The organism is Alteromonas sp. ABM1_013, assembly GCF_056160505.1.
The window spans coordinates 677,782-696,904 of the sequence record NZ_JBSWXH010000002.1 but is presented as its reverse complement, the minus strand read 5'-3'; the positions used below and the strand labels follow the sequence as shown (position 1 = coordinate 696,904).

The following is a 19,123-nucleotide window of genomic DNA, read 5'->3' as shown; positions in this document are numbered from 1 at the left end:
CATAAATTAAAAAACTATCTCTATACACACTACACTGGGTTAACAGACAAATGTATAGAGGTAGTTATGCAAGGATATATCACCAGAGGCCGACTACAGGTTGCCGAACAGCTAGATAATTTTATAAATGAACAGGCACTTCCTGGTACAGGCGTAGATAAAGACACCTTTTGGCAAGGTGCAGAAACCCTCTTCGAAAAATTCATTCCTCAAAATCGCGCACTATTAGAAAAGCGAGAACAGCTTCAGCGTGCTATCGACGATTATCATAAAGCCGGCAACCCGGTAAACGGAAACGAATATACCGACTTCCTAAAAAGCATTGGGTACCTTGTTGAACAACCATCACAAGTAAGCGCACAAACACAAAATGTAGACGCTGAAATCGCGACAATGGCAGGCCCGCAGTTAGTAGTGCCAATCAATAACGCGCGCTACGCACTTAATGCGGTAAACGCACGTTGGGGAAGCCTGTACGACGCACTTTACGGCACTGACGTTATAAGCAATGACGGTGGCGCCGAGCCTGGCAAGAGCTACAACCCCGTACGCGGTGCTAAAGTAGTTGCTAAAGCGAAAGACTATTTAGATAGCATGATACCGCTAGCGAAAGGCAGCCACGCTGACGTTACTAAATACAAAATCGAATCAGGCAAGCTGGCTATTACGCTTGTCGACGGCGACGAGACAACCCTAGCGAATACCGAACAGTGGCAGGGTTACCAGGGTGACATTAACGCACCTTCAAGCTTGCTTTTTGCCCACAATGGTCTGCATTTTGAAATTCAACTAGACCCGACCCACCCTATTGGTGAGAGCGATGCTGCGAACGTAAAAGACGTGCTGGTTGAAGCCGCACTAACTACCATTATGGACTGCGAAGATTCTGTAGCTGCTGTTGACGCTGAAGACAAAACTTTGGTGTACAGCAACTGGTTGGGTTTGATGAAAGGCTCGCTAAGCATTGAAATGACAAAGGGCGGCAAACAGCTTGTTCGCGCTATGCATGATGATAGAAGCTATCAACCGTCTAAACATGCTTCACAAGACGAGCTAAAAGACGGCGAGCTAGTGCTTTCTGGTCGAAGCCTGATGTTTGTTAGAAACGTGGGCCACCTTATGACCAACAATGCGATGCTCTTTGACGGAGAAGAAGTACCAGAAGGGATCATGGACGGTTTAGTGACGTCTCTTATTGCTAAGCATGATCTTTTAGGAAACAGCAAATTTAAAAACAGCCGTGAAGGCAGTATTTATATTGTTAAACCTAAAATGCATGGACCTGAAGAAGTGGCATTCTCTAACGCATTGTTTGGTGCGATTGAAGCAATAATCGATGTTCCAGCCAACACCCTTAAGATGGGTATAATGGATGAAGAACGCCGCACAAGTATCAACCTTCAGGCTTGTATTGCTGAAGCTACCTCCCGGGTTGTATTCATTAATACCGGCTTCTTAGACAGAACCGGTGATGAAATTCATACCTCGATGCTAGCCGGGCCTTTTGCAGAAAAAGCCGCGCTTAAGTCTATGGCTTGGATTAAAGCCTATGAAACCGCAAATGTGGCTGTAGGCCTTCGCTGCGGCCTTTCTGGCAAAGCGCAAATTGGTAAAGGCATGTGGCCAATTCCTGATGAAATGCAAAATATGATGACCGCCAAAATAGGTCACCCTAAGGCGGGGGCTAATACGGCATGGGTGCCCTCACCTACCGCAGCGACACTGCACGCGCTTCATTATCACGATGTAAATGTGTTTGACGTTCAGAAGTCACTAGATAAAAACTTTGATGGCCTTGCTGACATACTTACCATTCCATTGTTAGAAGATGCCTCTACTTTGACGCGTGAGAGTATTAAGCGCGAAATCGACAATAACGTTCAGGGCATTTTAGGCTACGTTGTACGCTGGGTTCACCAAGGCGTAGGCTGCTCGAAGGTGCCAGATATCAACGACGTAGGACTGATGGAAGACCGCGCAACCTTGCGTATTTCATCGCAGCACATCGCTAACTGGCTAGAGCACGGCATTGTAAGTGTAGATCAGGTAAAAGAGTCTTTGGCGCGTATGGCTGTCTTAGTAGATGAGCAAAATGCGGGGGACCCTAAATATATCCCAATGTCACCTGATTTAGACAGCTCAATCGGTTTCTTAGCCGCAAGCGATCTAATCTTCAAAGGTAAAGAGCAGCCTAGCGGTTACACTGAACCTTTACTGCACGCCCGTCGCCGCGAAATGAAGGCAAAACTTGCGGCGAGCTAGTACAAAATATGAGGGCTAAGGATTGGAAACGAAAAGCTATATTCCATACGGTAAAATACCAAAGAATTAGCTAGCTAGTTTCAAGCCTCATCAGACGCATTTGAATAAGGCTCACTCTGTTAGTAAACAGCAGTGAGCCTTTTTATTTATTGCTGGTGTATTACTAATGCGTTTGCATTTATTGTCGCGACGCGTGAAATCACTTCGCAAACACACTCAAAAGCGAACTGTGTAGTGATATGGCAACACTTTAGACTAAAGATATCGCTTATCTCCCCCTTGATACTTTGCTGATAATGTATGAGTAAACTACGCTTTTATAGTGTGGGGCGTAGCGTTTGTTATTCCGTTGGAACTAAACACTTAGCGCAAAGCCTCCTTAGTTTGGAGTATGCACATGCAGATAGCCTCGGCGGCGATACCGAATAAACTTTTACATGCGAACGTCACACAAATAGTTCCTATCTTTTCAGGTGGGGGTACGCGTTTAAGTGCCCATATCGGTATCATAAAAGCGCTGCACGATATGAACATTGGTTTCGATACTTTGGTTGGCGTATCTGGCGGCTCAATTATCGCATCCCTTTATGCCAAAGGGTACACTGTCGAGCAAATGCGAGAGCTAGCACTCGTTACCGATTTCAAGCAATTCACAGAGTTTTCTATCGTGAGATTGCTTCGAGAAGGAGGGCTGTCATCTGGCGATGTGTTTCAGCGATGGATTGACGAACAGTTAGAGGGTGCAGTCTTTGCCGACCTCCCCCTGGACCTGCATATACTCGCTACCGACGTAAATGGCGGCGGGCCAGTTTTATTTAATAAGCAGACCTCTCCTGATATGAAAGTATCAGAGGCAGTACGGTACTCTATGTCGATACCGCTAATCTTTTCATTTAAGCCCTTTAAAGAGCACTTGCTAGTAGACGGGGCGATATTGTCTGAAGATGCACTGTTTGAAGACTGGCGAGGTGATGGCACGCCTTCCGTGTGTTTTAGGCTACAAAGCACTAATCAAAAACGTAAAGCCATTAAAAAGAACCTTCTTCAATTACCCCAATACGTCAGCATGCTTATTCGTACGTTTATGACGGCGATATCCAGAGAGTACGTTAATGCCAAGTACTGGCACAATACAGTGGTAGTGAATACCGGGGAGATTTCTGCGGTAGATTTTTCGCTCACACCAGAGATTAAAAACACACTTTTTGAGTTGGGTTATTCAACCACAAAAGAGTTTTTGCCCAAAAAGTGTGCGGGATTTATGAAAAGCGGTGCAATTTAACTGACTTTCAAAGCACGTTTAACGTGCTAGGTCTCACACCTTGTAAAAATCACGATACCAATCCACAAACGCTTTAACGCCCGTTTCAACATCGGTAGACGGTTGGTACCCAGTATCTTCAACAAGCGACGACACATCAGCATAGGTATCTGGCACATCGCCTGGCTGAATAGGAAGCAGTTCTTTTTTAGCCTCAACACCCAGCGCACTTTCCAACGTTTCAATGAACTTCAAAAGGTGAACAGGCGTTTGCGCACCTATGTTGTATACCTTATAAGGCGCTTTACTGGTGCTTGGGTCTGGGTTACTGCCATCCCAACTCTCATTAGGTTTCGCCACATTATCCAGTGAACGAATTACGCCTTCCACAATATCATCAATGTAGGTGAAATCACGACGGTGGTTACCGTAGTTATAAACCTGTATTGTTTTACCTTCTAGAATCGCTTTAGTGAACTTGAACAGCGCCATATCTGGACGGCCCCAAGGCCCGTAAACAGTGAAAAAGCGCAGCCCTGTTGTAGGCAAGTTATACAGATGGCTATAAGTGTGAGCCATTAGCTCGTTCGCTTTTTTAGAAGCGGCATACAAGCTAACTTGGTGATCTACGTTATGCTGCTCCGAAAACGGCATAGTTTCATTAGCGCCGTAAACTGAGCTAGATGACGCATACACCAAATGCTCAACGTTATTGTGACGACAGCCTTCCAAAATATTCACAAAACCGACAATATTTGAGTCGACATAAGCGTTAGGGTTTTCAAGAGAATAACGTACGCCTGCCTGGGCTGCTAAGTGCACTACCCTGTCGAACTTATGCGTTTCAAAAAGCGCAGCGATTTTATCGCGCTCTTCAACGCCCATTTCTGTGAATGAGAACAGGTCAGCAGCAGATGATGATTTGATTTCATCTAATCGAGCGTGCTTTAAATTTACATCGTAATAATCGTTTATGTTGTCAATCCCGACAACTTGGTCACCACGATTGATAAGGTATTGCGATACAGCTGCACCAATGAAACCAGCTGCTCCGGTGACTAAGATTTTCATTTATTGTTCCTTAACATCTTTTTGTTGGACATGATGATTATTTTCAACATCTCCTGTAACTGATTTGACAACGCTTCGCCAAAGTTTAGAGGCAGTATGTTTCACTAATATATTAAATGGCATTTTTAATAAATGTCCGCGAACGAATGCCAACCACTGTGCTAGACCCCGAAACTTTACATCAACTAAGCGATGATTGGCAGCAAGAACCTTACCAAATATAAAGTCGTTTAGTACTAATCTCATGCCCTTTGGTAATGGCTGCTTAAAATTTTTCGTAATGTGAGCTGGAACTTTCTTATTTAAAACTTTTTCTAGATATCTAAATGCTAAAAACAGTTCGTTTTCAAAACCAGTGTTTTGCGCAAGTTCAAACAAGTAATTAACTTCATCAAAGTCGCCAACGATTTCATCTAGCAATAGTGACAAATCCGATAAATCTCTAAATCCGTTGGTAAATTCTTCAGAGAAAAACAAATGTATTGCGGAGTGGAGGAACATTGCCGCAGGCCGAAGCACTTCTACTCCATATTCGGTCTCAACGGTGGATTCAAAAAAGAACTCAATATTTGGGGCTCGGCCACTTACAACGGGAATAATATTATGGTGAACATCTAAAACCGTTCCCCTCTGAAAATGACGCAGAGGAGGGATTTCATGAGCCCACTCTCGGTAGTACTTTTGGTCATATTCAGAGTCCGTGTCTGAGACAAAACCAAACAAATGAAGTGCTCTTTCAACTTTCGGAATATCATCTTTGAGTACCAAAAGATCGATATCTGAAAATATTCTCCCCTTTGCAGCTTTGCTGTCTGCGATAACGTAACCTGCTCCCTTTAAAGCAATCAACTTATTATTTAGTGCTCTAGAAATTTTTGCATTAACGAGTTTCACTTCATTTATAACTTGATTGTGAAAAAGAGTTTCATGACGAATACTTGCAACCAAGTGGGCATGTGCTGTAGGAGGTATATGAAAATCGTTATCTGCATCACTTAAAAGTATACAGGCGACTCTTGGTAGCAAAGAGTTAGCACGGGCAACAAGTATCAAATCACGCCATTCTGACGTCGAAAGCGAATTAAAGTGACTACCGGTTAAGATACCCGTTAAGATTGTTTGTACACAGCGGGACACTAATTATTCACCTCGCTTTCCAAGATATTCCTCAACTCATCCACGTTACTGTATGTCGCTTCTAATAAAAGCAGATTAGGTAGTTTACTAGAGATAAAATCAAAGCCTTCGTGACCGAATAGATCAAAATTAAACGCATTTTCAATCAACATATTTAATGTTGAAATTTGTGTCATTGAAAAGACATCTGTCGTGCTACCAGCAACATACTTTGGAAAAACCACAGCAAATAAGTCGGCACTCTCTGCACACCGCCTTACAGAATCAGTGGGCGGCCTTACATGTGCTACATCACCTTTCTGAGTATCTGTCGCGATATCTGAGATATAAGCTTCGGGAAACCAATCTTTAACAAGTGAAATAGAATTATTCTTTAGGCATATCGGGCGAACGAAAGGTAAAACTCTTCCTGTTTCTATGTCTAGTACAGCCATTTCATCAGACAGCAACCGCCAGCCAGATAGCACTAAACTAGCACATAAGGTGCTTTTACCTGAGCCTGGGGGCGCTGGAAAAATTACAGCTTTACCATTTTTTTCAAGTACAGCAGCGTGAAAAATTAAGTATTTATGATAAAAGTTTGCAACACACCAATTCATTCCCCACTCGAAAAGTGGATAGGCATGCGCAGAGGGCAACGGCTTGAATGGGATATGTCCGTCCAATTTGAACACGGCCTGAGTTTTGAAGAATCGGCGGAAATTTGAAGGTCTTTCAACTGAAATATTGAAATCGAACCAATCTGAATTTAGTGAAACTTTATAATCCTGATAAAGCTCTAATATTGTTTTTGTAACTTGTGAGAAGGAAGAGCTTACATTTACTGAAACTAGACCAAACTCTATGTTCACCCCTGACTTTTTTACCGCATTTTCATACTGAGCATTAGATAACTCTGACAATAACAAATCACGCCCCAGAAAGTTTTCAGTCTATCAAGTTAACTTGGGTGAGCAAGTCAACGAACACAGAAATATCATCATCGGAAAGCCCAAATTTTCGCTCGTCTAATTTAGGCAACTCAGGGAAGTTAACTGACGTTCGCCATGCTGTTACCAGACTTTCATATTTCAAAGGAAGGAACAACACTCGATAAGATGGTATATGTTGAATCGCAACTCCTGAATTATCAGGAGCTACAAAAATACTTATAGATGGGTTTTTATTCAATTTTAATACGTGGCTTCGACTGCTGCGATCAAACGCTGTTCGCTATTTGCACCATACGCACCATAACTGACATCATCATAAAGCCCTTGAACATAACTCTCGGCTTCTTGACCAACAGGTAACGGGTATTTCCCGCTTTTAGCATTTAAATATGCGACGATCAATGCTTCGTTTAGAGTGAGCATTGAATCTCGATTTAAGAAATGCTTTAACCTATCATCACCTGTTAGGCTTCCCTCAATGGGTGAGCGCCCCTCAAAAACTTCTTTCCATTTGTAGTTTTTAACGCCGTATGAATTACGAGCATTGCGACTTCTCAAAATGTCTTTCCATTCAGATGGTCCGAGTCCCTTTATATTGGTAACGTTACATTCATGGTTGTTTGAAAGATTTCCTGACAAGTTACCAGAAACAGAACACCCGGTCGCAGAGTGTCCTCCTGCCCAAGCTGTTTTAGAAGCAATAGCAGCTACAACGCCACCGGCAGCAGCCTTGGTGATAAACTGACGACGTGAATTCATACCTTTATTAATGTCCTTGTTAACATTCGAGTGCTTCATAAATTTCTCAGATTCTATTTATTGTAGCGTTAGAAGCATACAAAGCAAAAATAAAGCCAACTATAAAGCAACCGTAAATCAAAAACTTAAATATAACAAATATGTAAATCGTTAAAAATACTGACAGGGCGGACACTTCATTTTGCGACGTTTGAATGAATTATAGCTCAAACAAAAAACGAATTACTACCTATAAGATAACAACTTATAATCTTCGAAACCGGCGTATAACAGAAACTATATCAGTTTGTAACGTCACTGATGAGTTTATGGACATATTTAACAGGAATAGCATACGAGATGCCTGTTGGTGATGATAAAGCACTTTCCTTTGTGTCTTTTACTAATACTTTATTGATAACCCCCACTACTTCTCCTGATTTAGGGTCGTACATGGGGCTTCCACTATTTCCGGGATAAGCAGTTGCGTCCAATTGATAAATGAGACTTACGCTTTTCAGTCGGTTCATCATAGTCAATGTTAACTGATTGCTATTCATAGCTGGGATCGCATCGGGCGTAATGGCTGAAATGTAACCTCTATGTGTAGCGGGATACAGGCCTAAAATAGCACCTATCGGAAATCCCGTTAGTGCAATTTCAGAACCTGGTAATATTAACTCTTCATTCCCCAATTCAAGGGGCTTTAATTGAGAATCTAGCTTCAGCAAAGCTAAGTCATGCTTTGGATCTATCTTCAGAACCTCCGCCTTTATTTTTTTTACTACGCTCCCCTCCCCACTAAGAACCACATAATTTTCAACGATAGTTGGGTCCAAATCTTCTGATACAACGTGATAATTTGTAACCGCAAACAGACCGTCAGCGACAACAAAACCAGTCCCCAATACACGGGGGGATGAATGTTTTATCGGAGCGTCAATCGCGATGGCCACCGTCCCTTCAGAAACAATCTTGACTATCGTGGTAAAATCAGTAGTTTTAGTTTGCTCTGCTGTAAGACCTGAACTACAAAAAGTTAGCAATAAAAAAGCTTTGAAGAATAAAGTTTTCATATAATTTTTACCTATTGCACGTTACCTTAGAGTTTAAATCAAAAACAGCGAAATAAAAGCAATGTTCTACCTTAAGCAAATCACTCTTCTTTTGATATCACCGCTAGTGGTGAGTTTAACGCTGATAGCAGCGTCTTTGATCCTGCTAAAGGTAAACAAGCAAAAGATTGCAAAACGTTTATTTGTCTTAGGCTCTCTAGTACTACTTATTTTTTCACAACCCTGGGTAGCTAATGTTTTACTTTATCCGTTGGAGCACAATGAAAAACTTTATGATTCATCAAAAGTTTCACAAGGCGAAGTTATATTTGTACCCGCTTGCTATTATTATACTCGCTACAATATACCTGAAATATCTCGATGGCATGAGTGCTCTCTTCAACGACTAGTTCAAGCTAAGATTCTTTCCGAAAAATTGAATATTCCGATAGTGCTAACTGGTGGAAATTTTTTAGATGATAAAAGTGTAAATTACTCAGAAAAGGCAAAAAGCTTTCTTGAGACCTTAGGAGTTAATCAGAACAATATCATATCAATACCCACGGGCACTGATACATTCTCTGAAATAACAGCATTAAGCAACTTGTACAATAAGAAAAAAACTATCACCGTAACGAGTGCAACGCATCGTATTAGAATTGAAATGATGTTAAAACAGTTAGAGATGGAAACTACAGTAGTGAGCGTAGATTTTCAAAGCTCAGGAGATTTAAAACTATTCATAGCGCCCCCATCAATCTCTTCACTTGAACAGGTAAGAAAAGCATTGTACGAATACTTGGCAATCGCTAAATATCAAATAACTAAAAATAGTATAAAAGGTTAAGGTAAATTATGTAAAAGATTTGCTAAACTATTTTGAAGGATGTTTTTATGTGGACCAAATTTTAGTGGCTAATAAAACAATAATAGGACGCGTGAAGTCAATCGTAGGTCGTGATAGTAAGCTGGGCAAAGCTCTTGGGGGCTTAGAAAAACTCCAAGAAGCTAAATTTATCTCAAAACACTTTTCAGACTTCCTGGAGCCCGTAGTTGCACAATCTGGAAACACCCGAACCGAAAGTTATAATATAAGGCATAAAGTCTACTGCGAAGAACTTAAGTTTGAACCTCTGAATGAGGACCGTATTGAAAAAGATGAGTTCGATGCTTTCTCTAGTCCTTGCTTGATAAGACACAAAGGTTCTGGACACTACGCTGGTACAGTTCGTTTAGTGCGACCTCAACTTGACGACCAACTTTTACCGATAGAAAAGTTTTGTCTTAATTCAATCACACACGAAACACTCAACCCTCGAAACTTTGCTAGAAAGGACGTCTGTGAAATTTCTCGACTGGCTGTTCCTGCCGAATTTCGAAAACGTCAGATGGACAGGTTCTCTGGAGCAGCTCTAGGTGTTATTAACGAGCACACTTACTCCGAAAATGAGCTAAGATGCTTTCCTTTCATAGCAATCGGACTTTATTTCTCTGCTGCAGCTCTCGTCATACATAACGACATAAAGCATACGTACGTGATGATGGAACCACGATTGGCTAGAAGCATGCGATTTGTGGGTATACAATTCGAACAAGTTGGCCCTATTATTAACTATCATGGAAAGCGCGCACCGTATTATATCAATCCATCACTGCTCTATGCTAATTTAAGACCTAGCTTTAAATTAATGTTAAAGAACATACAAGAACAAGTAAATAAATACCCTAGATATTGAATTTTGGTGGTGTATTTTTCACCGTTTATGACTTAATTTTTGAATCGTTTTGTTTAAAGCGTGATACGCTAAGTCACGTTGGCTTTGCCAGCCTACTGCACAATACTTTAAATATCATTAACGTAAATACTGTGCGGGCTTTCGAAATTTCAATTGTTAACATTACAAAAGGCAAAGAGAAATTAGCTTCACTCCATCACTTTTAAAAAGTATGCATGTGATTAAGACTTTATACTTACTGAAGGGCTAGCTTGTGCTTATTGAAACGCTGCAGAACAAATTAGGCGAGACAGCCAAAGTTATACCTGCTACACGTGAAAATATCTTTAACACCGAGGGTTTTGATAGAGAAATAGCTTGTATCGTTAAACCTTTAAGTATCGAATCAATAGAAAAACTTTTAAAGTTTGCAAATGACCAAGCAAAGACAGACGATAAGTTTTCTCTACATCCAATAAGTTCCGGAAAAAATTGGGGCTATGGATCTTCTCTTCCTAGCACGCTTGAACACGTAGTACTTTTGGATTTAAGTGCTCTTAGTGAAATCACTTATTTCGATGAAGAGAACGGCATAATTTCGGTACAACCAGGAGTTACTCAAGGCATGTTGTTTGAGTTTCTCTCTGAAAAAAAAACTCAATTCATGGTGCCGGTCACTGGTGCAGGTCCGACAACCAGTATATTAGCTAATGCCCTAGAGCGCGGATACGGAATTACACCTGTTGCTGACCACTTTTCGTCTCTAACATCAATAAAGGGTTTTTTAGCAGACGGGAGTTTTTACGAGTCTTCTTTACAAGCTATGGTCAACTCAAACAATAACGAAAACGTCGAATGTTATGTCGATAAAACGTTTAAATGGAAACATGGTCCTTACCTAGATGGCATCTTCACTCAATCGGGAAATATGATTGTCACAGAAATAACCCTTTCTTTGGCTCGGCTAAAGCCAGCATTTGATTCTTTTTACATGCGTTTTTTCAATGAAAATAGTTTGGAAAGTGCTTATAGCGTAGTTAAGGACATATTTAACAACCTGGAAGGCGTTGTAGGCTCTATAAACTTAATGGATAAACGCCGCGTTGCTGCCATGGTCGCTGATAACCCGCAAGGGGCTGACAGTCACAAAATTATGACGCCTGAGCAAGTTAAGAGTATATCAAAAAAATATGATGTCCCAGAGTGGACATTGGTGGGAACTATATATGGAACAAAGTCAGTGGCTGCGGCCGCTAAACAAGATATTCGTAGGATTGCTAAAGGAAAAGCAGACCAAGTACTATTTTCAAGTGATCGGCTCGTCAAATTTGGGCAATATTTAACGAAAAATTTTAATTCTCCGTTATTGAGCAGCGCAAGGGAACAACTTGAGAAACTCTCAGCAGGAATGGAGGTTATGCAAGGAAAACCCAGTCAAGTGGCATTGCCACTTGCCTATTGGAGAAATCCGAGGATTAGGCCAGATAAAACGCGTATTATGGACCCAGCTAAGGATGGTTGCGGTCTTCTCTGGTACGCCCCATTAGTTCCAGCCAAAGCAAAGTCACTAAAAATTTTTGTCGGCATGGTGAGAAAAATTACTCCGCTCTACAATATCGAACCAATGATTACTTTTACAAATCTCAGTGCCATTTCAACAGACAGTACAATTCCGATTGTTTTTGATCTTAGAAATCCTAGCGCGGTTGAGGATGCTCACAATTGTTTGCAAGCTCTATACGAAGAAGGATTGAAGTTAGGGTTCGTGCCATATCGATTGAATATAAATCAGCAACGGGGATTGGATGCGAATAGTGCATTTTGGAAAATTGCAGGGAAAATTGCACAATCTTTGGATCCTCATGAGCTTATAAGTCCAGATCGTTACAACCCGTACAAACCATAGTGAGGAAAAACTCAAAAAACAGATTACGATTGTTCTAGGATTTAAAGTTGAAAAGCGTATAAAAAAGTCTGCTCTAATTAACAGAACAGACCTTTATAATACTAGGTTACAACATTATTTGCGCCGTGCACGAGCACCCAATACAAGAAGGCTCAAACCGAATAAGGCAAATACTGATGGTTCCGAAACTGCCACTGTATCACCACTCACCGCAAGACCAGCGGCTTGTGCAAACAGCTCGCCATCAAAGTTGGCAGTCCCTGAAATTTGAAGGTCTGCTAGACCACCGCTTATGAGGTTATTCACATTGTGAGTGTCAAAATTAGCGAATGCATCACCGCCAGTCACCGAAAGGAAGCCTAACGATGTACCATTTTGAACATTACCAGATGTAAGTGCGAAATCATCAAAAACTCCCGACAGCCAAACAGAACCAGTTTGTGCAACAGCATACTGACCAGCATTGAACGGGTCAGTAGTCGCAGGAGTTACAAATACATTGAACCAACTATTACTAGTATTAAATACCAAGTCGCCTGGATTATCCAAAACGAGACCGCCGAATGCCAAATTCAGTGAACATGTAGCACATACAAATGAAGAACTATCGCCGTTTAGATTACGAAATGTTGCTATACCCATTAATTCGCCGTTACCGGGAACAACAACGTTGCCGTCAGCTATATTATCGGCTTCAATAGTTTGGTTGTCTGTGGTACCAACCGAAGACCACCACTGTGCAAAACTCAACTCAGAAGAAAAATCATGGACACCGAATCCAGCGTCGAAATCTGGATCCCATGTAACTCCGCCCACCGTAATTGTTGCCGCTTGCGCATTCAAGCCGAAGCCTAAAGCGCATACGGATAAAATCTTCATCAATTTTTTCATAACTTTATAATCCTTCATTAATCATTAATATCAAAACCACAAAGTAATAAAAGCATTTTGCATGCCACATGCAGGGACAATATAACCCATTGTATAATAAGAATAAAAAATTGCGGAAAAAACTACGCATTTCAAAGTGATAAAAAAGTTGACACCATACATTCATTATAACGAATTCTCAGTCGAACTTTACAATTTCTTGGCAACCGTCTTATCCAATTCATTCCAGTGTTTTACTATTTCAGGATTATTCGGTGACCTTCTGTAAGCCTCTCTCAAAAGTGGCGCCGCTTGTTCTACATTTCCTACTTTCAGTAACGCATACCCATAAGTATCCACAATTGCAATATTTTGAGGAGCAATATCATAAGCACGTTCTGCAAACTTTAATGCTTTATCATACTTCTTATCTTGTAGATTTAATGATGCTAGATTGTTTAAAGCAACAAAGTCTTTAGCATTTTCCCTAGTTGCGTCTAAATAAAACTTTTTAGCGCAATTGTAATCTTGGTTTGCAACGCAAAATTCAGCTAATGTATGACGTGCTAGAGATTTATTGGCTAGGTTATCGAACTCGTTTATTAAAAGCGTTTTCGCTTTTTCATATTGTCCTTTTAAGGGAAGTACCTTGGCTAGTAATGTCGCGATCTCGAATGATGGGTGTTCTGCATATATAGCCTCTAATGTTTCAAGAGCTCCATCATACTTACCTTCTAAAACCAACACTTCCGCTTCTAATTTTAACTTGAGTGGACTGCTTGATGTTTTGAGTGCATTTTTGTTCAAAACACTCCTGGCCTCAATGTAGGAATTCGTTTTGACGAGATACTCTAGATACAAGATTGTGACTTCAAAATTATTCGGGAATATTGAATAGGCTTTTTTTGCTAAAAAAGAAGCATACTTTTCGTTACCGACTAACTTATTAATGCCAATGAGCCTCAACCAAGACAACACATTCTCAGGGTAAAGTTGCTGTAGTTTTTTAAAAGCATCCAGTGCTTCAACTTTTCTATTTAAAGATAAAAGTAAATCTCCCTCTAGTAATAACCCGTACAAGCTCTCATTTTTCACAATGCCATGTATCGTTTTTATTGCTGCGTCATATTCCTTTTGGGACTGATATACCGAGGCTAAAGCCACTCTAGTATTATCAGTAGAGTGACCGCTTGCAATTTGCTCTTGTAAATATTCACTTATTTTAAATGATTCAGGAGCCACTTCATTTAGCCGCACCAATGAAAATAAAACTGTGAGGTCACTGGGGCCAGAGTCCAGCATAAGCTTAGCGAGTGAATACGCTTCATCGTATTGCTTATTGGAGATAAGCAACTCCAGCATTAGATGTTTAGCATATAGATTTTTAGAATCCAGAGTCTGGGCTTTTTTATTAAGCTCAATTGCTTTGTCGTAATTACCTTTATCCTTTTCAACTAGACTTTCAAGTAAGAGCCCGCTCACAGGCTCTTCTAACTGCCATTTTTTAGCTACGCTTATCGCTTCAGCGAAGTTTCCCTGAGTCATATAAGTATGAGATAACAAAAGCCACGCTGCGGGAATATCTTTATCTTCAGTTATTGCTTGTTTGATGTTTTCCACACCACTTTCGTCATCAAGTTGTAGTTTAAGTATCCCTTCTCGAAGCTGATTGAATGGTCCGGAATCATATTTCTCGTTCATTAGCGCCAACAATTTTAGGGAACTTTCTATATTACCATTTTGTGCAAACATCACTCCAACAGACTCATAAACCTTCTCTTCTGCCAATTTTGAGCTTAGGTTTAAAGTTTGAAACGCTTCGTCGACTTTACCGAGGAGCAGCTGCACTTCCAGAAAAATAGCCTGTACAGAGCTTTCCGACGGAAGGACTGAGATAACTCGCTTGAGATTTTCATAGGCCATTTCATAGTTTTTCAGTTCGTAAGCTGCCACCCCACTAACTATCTGTAGGGACGTTGAGTTTAGTCCGGCTGCTCTCGCTTTATCAGCATACCTGAGCGCCTTTTCATATTCATATTTTTTAAAATTTAACGTAGCTTGCTGGCGAGCTATTTGCGGATTCTTGGGGTCTGCTGTTTCCATCTTAGAAAGTAAATATTCAGCATCCTGTAGCTTATTAGCCAGAAAGTAAGCTTCCACTAAAAGGAAATATGCATGATTATATGTAGGCATCGTGTTGACGACACTTTCTAGTGGCTCAATAGCGCCATATCCATCGCCCAAGCCAAGACTTATCAAACCTTGGTAAAACTTTACTAAAACAGTTGCCACTTGGTCATTTTCGAGATTCATCAACTTTTCTTTAGCGTCGTCGAATTTCTCTGCTTTTAAAGAGACAGATATTTGAGCAAGTTTAAGAAAGTCTCCTTTAAATTCCGAAATATGTATGGGAGATCTTTGGTTAGAGCGAATAGCAGAAATAAAAACATGGAGCTTTGGTCCTTGTTCAAAATTCACTTTCCTCGACAGACTTGAATATAAGTCTAAGACTTCATCATAATTAGAAGAAAAGAAGTATGCACGAGTAAGTTCGATATAGGCAGCTAACTCTCCCAATTCTATTGCCCTGTTTAAGTTTTTGATTGATGCATCAGGGCTTCCGTGGGATAGTTGAACTCTACCTAATAGATGCCTCAGCTCACCATTATCCGGCTCTTTAGCAACCGCATTTTTTAAATTGATTATTGCAGACTGGTAATCCTTCAGCTCTAAATAACCTTTTGCTTCACCAACAAGATCTTCAACACTTTGTTCTTTACAGCCGTACAAATTAGCAAGTAAGGCTAGACAAAAAAAATGACTCAATAGTACTCTGAGTATTCGTGACATAAATTCTAATCCTTTATTATTAATCGCCAATTCAACAAGTTATCTTTTTTAGTCCGTAACCATTTACGTTTAATTATTCTATTTTTTAATTGTTCTGTTTTCTCTACAAAAGCAAAAAACTGTAATTTTTAACTTTACTAGTAAACAAAAAGGCCGCTTACTATAACGGTTAAAACGCCAGTGTTGAGAATCGAGTGCGCCTTCCAGTTAAAACCATATAATGCTAACCTCTCCAATAACAGTGCTTTTACAAGGAATGAGTATTACAACGTGAGGTCAAATACGGAAATCTGCATAGAAGAATTAGTCTACGATAAATCGTATAATGCACGGTTACAAACTCTTTTTTCAAACATTACTTCTAACAGCTTTTTCTTAACTTACGCTTGGTTTGATGCTTGGCTCTCATCCCTGACTACTTCACCCCGAATGCTTTTCCTAAAAACGAAAGAGCAAGATATTGGGCTTGTTTTTTTTGATGAGTTCTCCCTCAATAAAGTATGGCCGACATTGACCTTATTTGATGTAAATAAGTCTTCCTGTCCTAAAGAAAATCAGGTGTGGATAGAATATAATTGCGTCATTTGCGACAAAGCGGATAGAAAACAATGTATTGATACATTACTCGCTTATGTATATCGCGATCGAAGATTTATAGGCCTTCAAATACAGATGGCAGAAAGCCGATATAATTGGCTTGGAAATAGCCATGCAAAAATGAATTTTTTATCTGAGGTTGAATGCGTGAAAGCGTACTCAATGCGACTCCAACCTCAAAACGATATAAAGGCTTTTTTACAAGCTTTTTCCTCAGGCGTGCGCAACGAATTTAACAGGTCGACTAAAAAAGCAACTCAATTCTACGGGCCACTGAACTTTGAATTTGCGGATAAGGAAAATTTAAAGCCCTTTTTTACACATCTTTCAGAATTGCATAAGAGAAAATGGCAAGCTACTCCTTTCGGAAGTGGCTTTGACAATGATAAATTTGTCAACCACCATCAAACTTTGATTCGTAAATATTCAAGTTCAATACGAATTGCCAAGCTATCTGCTGGAGAGACAGTTCTCGGCTTTCAGTACTACTTAATTGATACGAACAAGGTTTATTTTTACTGTGCAGGCTTAGAAATGGAAAACATACATAAACACGTTAAACCAGGTTTGATGTTACACATTATTGCAATGTTCGAATTTTCTAAACTTGGAGTACGTGAATACGATTTTATGGGTGGAGAAGCAACTTACAAAAAACGCCTTTCGAATAAGGAATACAGTTTTTACAACCTCCGCTTGATAAAAAGGACGCCAGTTGGTATTGCCATCCGCATAGCTACGTTGTTAAAGCAAAAACTTAGTGTCGCTTTTTTAAAACCCTAGCTGGATTCCCTCCAACAATAACCCCGTCAGGTACATCGTCAACTACTACGGAACCTGCCGCTACAACACTCCCCTTGCCTACGTTCGCCATAATTAAAGCGCCATTACCTAACCAGCAATTTTCTCCTACAGTGACTTTGGTAAATACTCCGCCTTGATCCTTAATCGGCTTCTCAGGGTCAGAGAAGTTATGCTGGCCTTTACCGCTCATGATATGTACACCACTGCCCAATAATGTATTTTTGCCAATAGCGCATTTACCAATGTTGCACTGCGGCCCTATGTACACACCCTCACCAATCTCAGTGTCTTGTTGCGAAAACAAGGTTGCAAAACCAATAAGCACATTTGGCGCACACGAAGTCATTACAAAGCGATAAAAGCCCGAACGTAAATAACACCCTAGTTGACCGGGTATAAGTGATAGAAGCTGGCTAAAAGAGGAAAGCAACGAGTCTTTGTTTGCTACAAGAGACATAATTAAATACAAAAACGTAAAAGGGAGCATTACAAGTGCACAAAGGGCAAAGAAACTCTTTTTAATTATTGATTTCATGTTTTAGCCATAGCCTCTTTCAAAGGACTAAGTTGCTGTTCCCAACTATATTCGCTAACTATTGCTTGGTAGCTACCTTGTGCTTTACGTTGTGATAGCTCAAAGTTCTCAATACTTTCAACGCATGCAGCTACAAAGCTGTCTACGTCATTTACTATCCACATGCTGTCGGCATTGGCAAACGAGACCCCTTCTGCTCCCATAGACGTGGTTATTATTGGTAGTTTACATGCTGCAGCTTGAAGCACTTTGTTCTGTACGCCCCTTGCCAACCTAAATGGCGCAACAAACGCATGAGCTTGGTGAAAATAAGGCAATATATCATCGACAAACCCCGTGACATCTATGCCATCGCGGTCTGACAACGCCTTTATTTCTTCAACAGGGTTCATACCACCCACGGTAAATTTTGCATTCGGCGCCTTTTCACGAATGAGTGGCCAGCAATTTTTAACAAACCAAAGTACCGCGTCTACATTAGGTTTGTAGTCCATCACGCCCGTGAACAAGAAATGCGGTGCAGTGCTTATTGTTGCCGCGCAAGGCTGCGCTTTCGCAGGATAAAACGCATCGAAGTCTAACCCGTTTCCAAGCACTGTTATCGCTTTCGATGAGTCTACTGAAGAATTAAATAGCTGCGCCTCTTCCCTTGCAATCAAAAAGCACTCATCAAACCGTTGGTTTGTTTTAGCCTCAAGCTTTTTTATACCCTTGCTTTCACGCTGGTATACACAGCGCATTAGGAAAGAAGAAGAATCTGCATATTGTGCCCACTTGTCTGAATCAACGTCCATAAAGTCCATGAACAAGCGACAATGGGTATTGTTGTAATAAGGCGAGTTGAAGATGTAATAGCTTAAACTCGACGCGGTTAGAAGCAGCGCATCGTTACCCTCTTTCAGTTTTTCATCAATAACACGTTGAAGTGTTTTTGAGTAAAACGCCCCAACACTTATCGGCAAACCTTGCAGTAAGGCCGAGGCATAACGCGTGAGTTTACTACCTAACTGGTAAGAGTTAACCGAAATTCCAAGATGCTTGGCTAACGCTTCGGCATTTTTCTTATCTTCTGCAGTTTCTATGAGAGAAAAAACTTCGACTTCATACCCTAAGCGATCTAAAAATTCGATTTGATGATAGGTTCTAAGTTTCTCCCCCTTATTCGGGGGATAGGGTACTCGTTGCGACAACACGCAAACTTTCGACATCAGTGCCTTCCAAGCTATCTTTAGTGTTTTCATTTATCCTGTTGCCATACTACTTCGAAGCAAATATAAGGTCAAAGCAACAAATTAGCGATGAAGGCTACACAAGAGGCACTTCCATTGGCATACTAGTGCCATTATGCATATGTTCATCGAGAACATTGCTCACGGAAGAATCAAAGAAA

At 40.6% G+C, this 19,123-nt stretch carries 16 protein-coding genes; 6 read left to right on the top strand and 10 right to left on the bottom strand.

The window, feature by feature from the left end:
- The first annotated feature begins 66 nt into the window (after positions 1-66).
- Positions 67-2,262 (top strand): malate synthase G, encoded by a 2,196-nt coding sequence (locus ACXAGK_RS07595; RefSeq protein WP_474855371.1) that lies wholly within the window; start codon positions 67-69, stop codon positions 2,260-2,262.
- Between the two features lie 397 nt (positions 2,263-2,659).
- A complete protein-coding gene (locus ACXAGK_RS07590) occupies positions 2,660-3,544 on the top strand; it encodes a patatin-like phospholipase family protein (protein ID WP_474855369.1) in 885 nt (294 codons plus the stop codon).
- 33 nt (positions 3,545-3,577) lie between these two features.
- Here the strand turns inward: ACXAGK_RS07590 and ACXAGK_RS07585 are convergent, their stop codons facing one another.
- The 6 genes from ACXAGK_RS07585 to ACXAGK_RS07560 form a co-directional block, all read right to left on the bottom strand.
- On the bottom strand, positions 3,578-4,594 hold the full coding sequence (locus tag ACXAGK_RS07585; RefSeq protein WP_474855367.1) for an NAD-dependent epimerase: 1,017 nt from the start codon (positions 4,592-4,594) through the stop codon (positions 3,578-3,580).
- Positions 4,595-5,731: a nucleotidyltransferase family protein gene (locus ACXAGK_RS07580; protein ID WP_474855366.1), complete on the bottom strand. Its 1,137-nt coding sequence runs from the start codon at positions 5,729-5,731 to the stop codon at positions 4,595-4,597. It abuts the gene before it with no gap.
- Positions 5,731-6,633, bottom strand: a complete 903-nt coding sequence (locus tag ACXAGK_RS07575; RefSeq protein WP_474855364.1) for an HprK-related kinase A — start codon at positions 6,631-6,633, stop codon at positions 5,731-5,733. Before ACXAGK_RS07575 ends, ACXAGK_RS07580 begins: the two co-directional genes overlap by 1 nt.
- Before the next feature lie 25 nt (positions 6,634-6,658).
- A complete protein-coding gene (locus ACXAGK_RS07570; protein WP_474855362.1) occupies positions 6,659-6,805 on the bottom strand; it encodes a hypothetical protein in 147 nt (48 codons plus the stop codon).
- 98 nt (positions 6,806-6,903) lie between these two features.
- Complete coding sequence (locus tag ACXAGK_RS07565) at positions 6,904-7,422, bottom strand: twin-arginine translocation signal domain-containing protein (protein ID WP_474855360.1); 519 nt, start codon at positions 7,420-7,422, stop codon at positions 6,904-6,906.
- Between the two features lie 281 nt (positions 7,423-7,703).
- On the bottom strand, positions 7,704-8,477 hold the full coding sequence (locus ACXAGK_RS07560) for a S1 family peptidase (RefSeq protein WP_474855358.1): 774 nt from the start codon (positions 8,475-8,477) through the stop codon (positions 7,704-7,706).
- 61 nt (positions 8,478-8,538) lie between these two features.
- Here ACXAGK_RS07560 and ACXAGK_RS07555 point away from each other — a divergent pair, with 61 nt between their 5' ends.
- The 3 genes from ACXAGK_RS07555 to ACXAGK_RS07545 all read left to right on the top strand — a co-directional run bounded on the left by ACXAGK_RS07555 (position 8,539) and on the right by ACXAGK_RS07545 (position 12,077).
- Entirely contained in the window at positions 8,539-9,303 is a 765-nt protein-coding gene (locus tag ACXAGK_RS07555; protein ID WP_474855356.1) for a YdcF family protein, read from the top strand.
- Positions 9,304-9,352: 49 nt separating this feature from the next.
- Entirely contained in the window at positions 9,353-10,192 is an 840-nt protein-coding gene (locus ACXAGK_RS07550; RefSeq protein ID WP_474855354.1) for a PEP-CTERM/exosortase system-associated acyltransferase, read from the top strand.
- A gap of 253 nt (positions 10,193-10,445) precedes the next feature.
- Complete coding sequence (locus ACXAGK_RS07545; protein ID WP_474855352.1) at positions 10,446-12,077, top strand: FAD-binding protein; 1,632 nt, start codon at positions 10,446-10,448, stop codon at positions 12,075-12,077.
- Positions 12,078-12,191: 114 nt separating this feature from the next.
- On the opposite strand, the gene ACXAGK_RS07540 is transcribed toward ACXAGK_RS07545, so the two are convergent.
- Together ACXAGK_RS07540 and ACXAGK_RS07535 are read right to left on the bottom strand one after the other, a co-directional pair.
- Entirely contained in the window at positions 12,192-12,968 is a 777-nt protein-coding gene (locus tag ACXAGK_RS07540) for a hypothetical protein (RefSeq protein ID WP_474855350.1), read from the bottom strand.
- A 189-nt stretch (positions 12,969-13,157) separates the two neighbouring features.
- On the bottom strand, positions 13,158-15,797 hold the full coding sequence (locus tag ACXAGK_RS07535; RefSeq protein WP_474855349.1) for a tetratricopeptide repeat protein: 2,640 nt from the start codon (positions 15,795-15,797) through the stop codon (positions 13,158-13,160).
- Between the two features lie 270 nt (positions 15,798-16,067).
- Between ACXAGK_RS07535 and ACXAGK_RS07530 the strand changes: the two genes are divergently transcribed.
- Positions 16,068-17,177 carry a GNAT family N-acetyltransferase gene (locus ACXAGK_RS07530; protein WP_474855347.1) on the top strand — a complete coding sequence of 370 codons (1,110 nt, stop codon included), beginning with the start codon at positions 16,068-16,070 and terminating at the stop codon, positions 17,175-17,177.
- Here the strand turns inward: ACXAGK_RS07530 and ACXAGK_RS07525 are convergent.
- Together ACXAGK_RS07525 and ACXAGK_RS07520 are read right to left on the bottom strand one after the other, a co-directional pair.
- Positions 17,152-17,733: an acyltransferase gene (locus ACXAGK_RS07525; RefSeq protein ID WP_474855345.1), complete on the bottom strand. Its 582-nt coding sequence runs from the start codon at positions 17,731-17,733 to the stop codon at positions 17,152-17,154. The two genes, ACXAGK_RS07530 and ACXAGK_RS07525, sit on opposite strands and share 26 nt — an antisense overlap.
- Positions 17,730-18,974, bottom strand: coding sequence for a TIGR03087 family PEP-CTERM/XrtA system glycosyltransferase (locus ACXAGK_RS07520; protein ID WP_474855343.1), 1,245 nt, complete (start codon positions 18,972-18,974; stop codon positions 17,730-17,732). Before ACXAGK_RS07520 ends, ACXAGK_RS07525 begins: the two co-directional genes overlap by 4 nt.
- Positions 18,975-19,123: the final 149 nt, after the last annotated feature.

What these genes read in the sequence shown, in the direction of transcription:
- ACXAGK_RS07595 (WP_474855371.1), top strand. Translation starts at nt 67, where the DNA reads ATGCAAGGATATATCACCAGAGGCCGACTACAGGTTGCCGAACAGCTA.
- ACXAGK_RS07590 (WP_474855369.1), top strand. Translation starts at nt 2,660, where the DNA reads ATGCAGATAGCCTCGGCGGCGATACCGAATAAACTTTTACATGCGAAC.
- ACXAGK_RS07585 (WP_474855367.1), bottom strand. Translation starts at nt 4,594, where the DNA reads ATGAAAATCTTAGTCACCGGAGCAGCTGGTTTCATTGGTGCAGCTGTA.
- ACXAGK_RS07565 (WP_474855360.1), bottom strand. Translation starts at nt 7,422, where the DNA reads ATGAATTCACGTCGTCAGTTTATCACCAAGGCTGCTGCCGGTGGCGTT.
- ACXAGK_RS07560 (WP_474855358.1), bottom strand. Translation starts at nt 8,477, where the DNA reads ATGAAAACTTTATTCTTCAAAGCTTTTTTATTGCTAACTTTTTGTAGT.
- ACXAGK_RS07555 (WP_474855356.1), top strand. Translation starts at nt 8,539, where the DNA reads ATGTTCTACCTTAAGCAAATCACTCTTCTTTTGATATCACCGCTAGTG.
- ACXAGK_RS07540 (WP_474855350.1), bottom strand. Translation starts at nt 12,968, where the DNA reads ATGAAAAAATTGATGAAGATTTTATCCGTATGCGCTTTAGGCTTCGGC.
- ACXAGK_RS07535 (WP_474855349.1), bottom strand. Translation starts at nt 15,797, where the DNA reads ATGTCACGAATACTCAGAGTACTATTGAGTCATTTTTTTTGTCTAGCC.
- ACXAGK_RS07525 (WP_474855345.1), bottom strand. Translation starts at nt 17,733, where the DNA reads ATGAAATCAATAATTAAAAAGAGTTTCTTTGCCCTTTGTGCACTTGTA.
- ACXAGK_RS07520 (WP_474855343.1), bottom strand. Translation starts at nt 18,974, where the DNA reads ATGAAAACACTAAAGATAGCTTGGAAGGCACTGATGTCGAAAGTTTGC.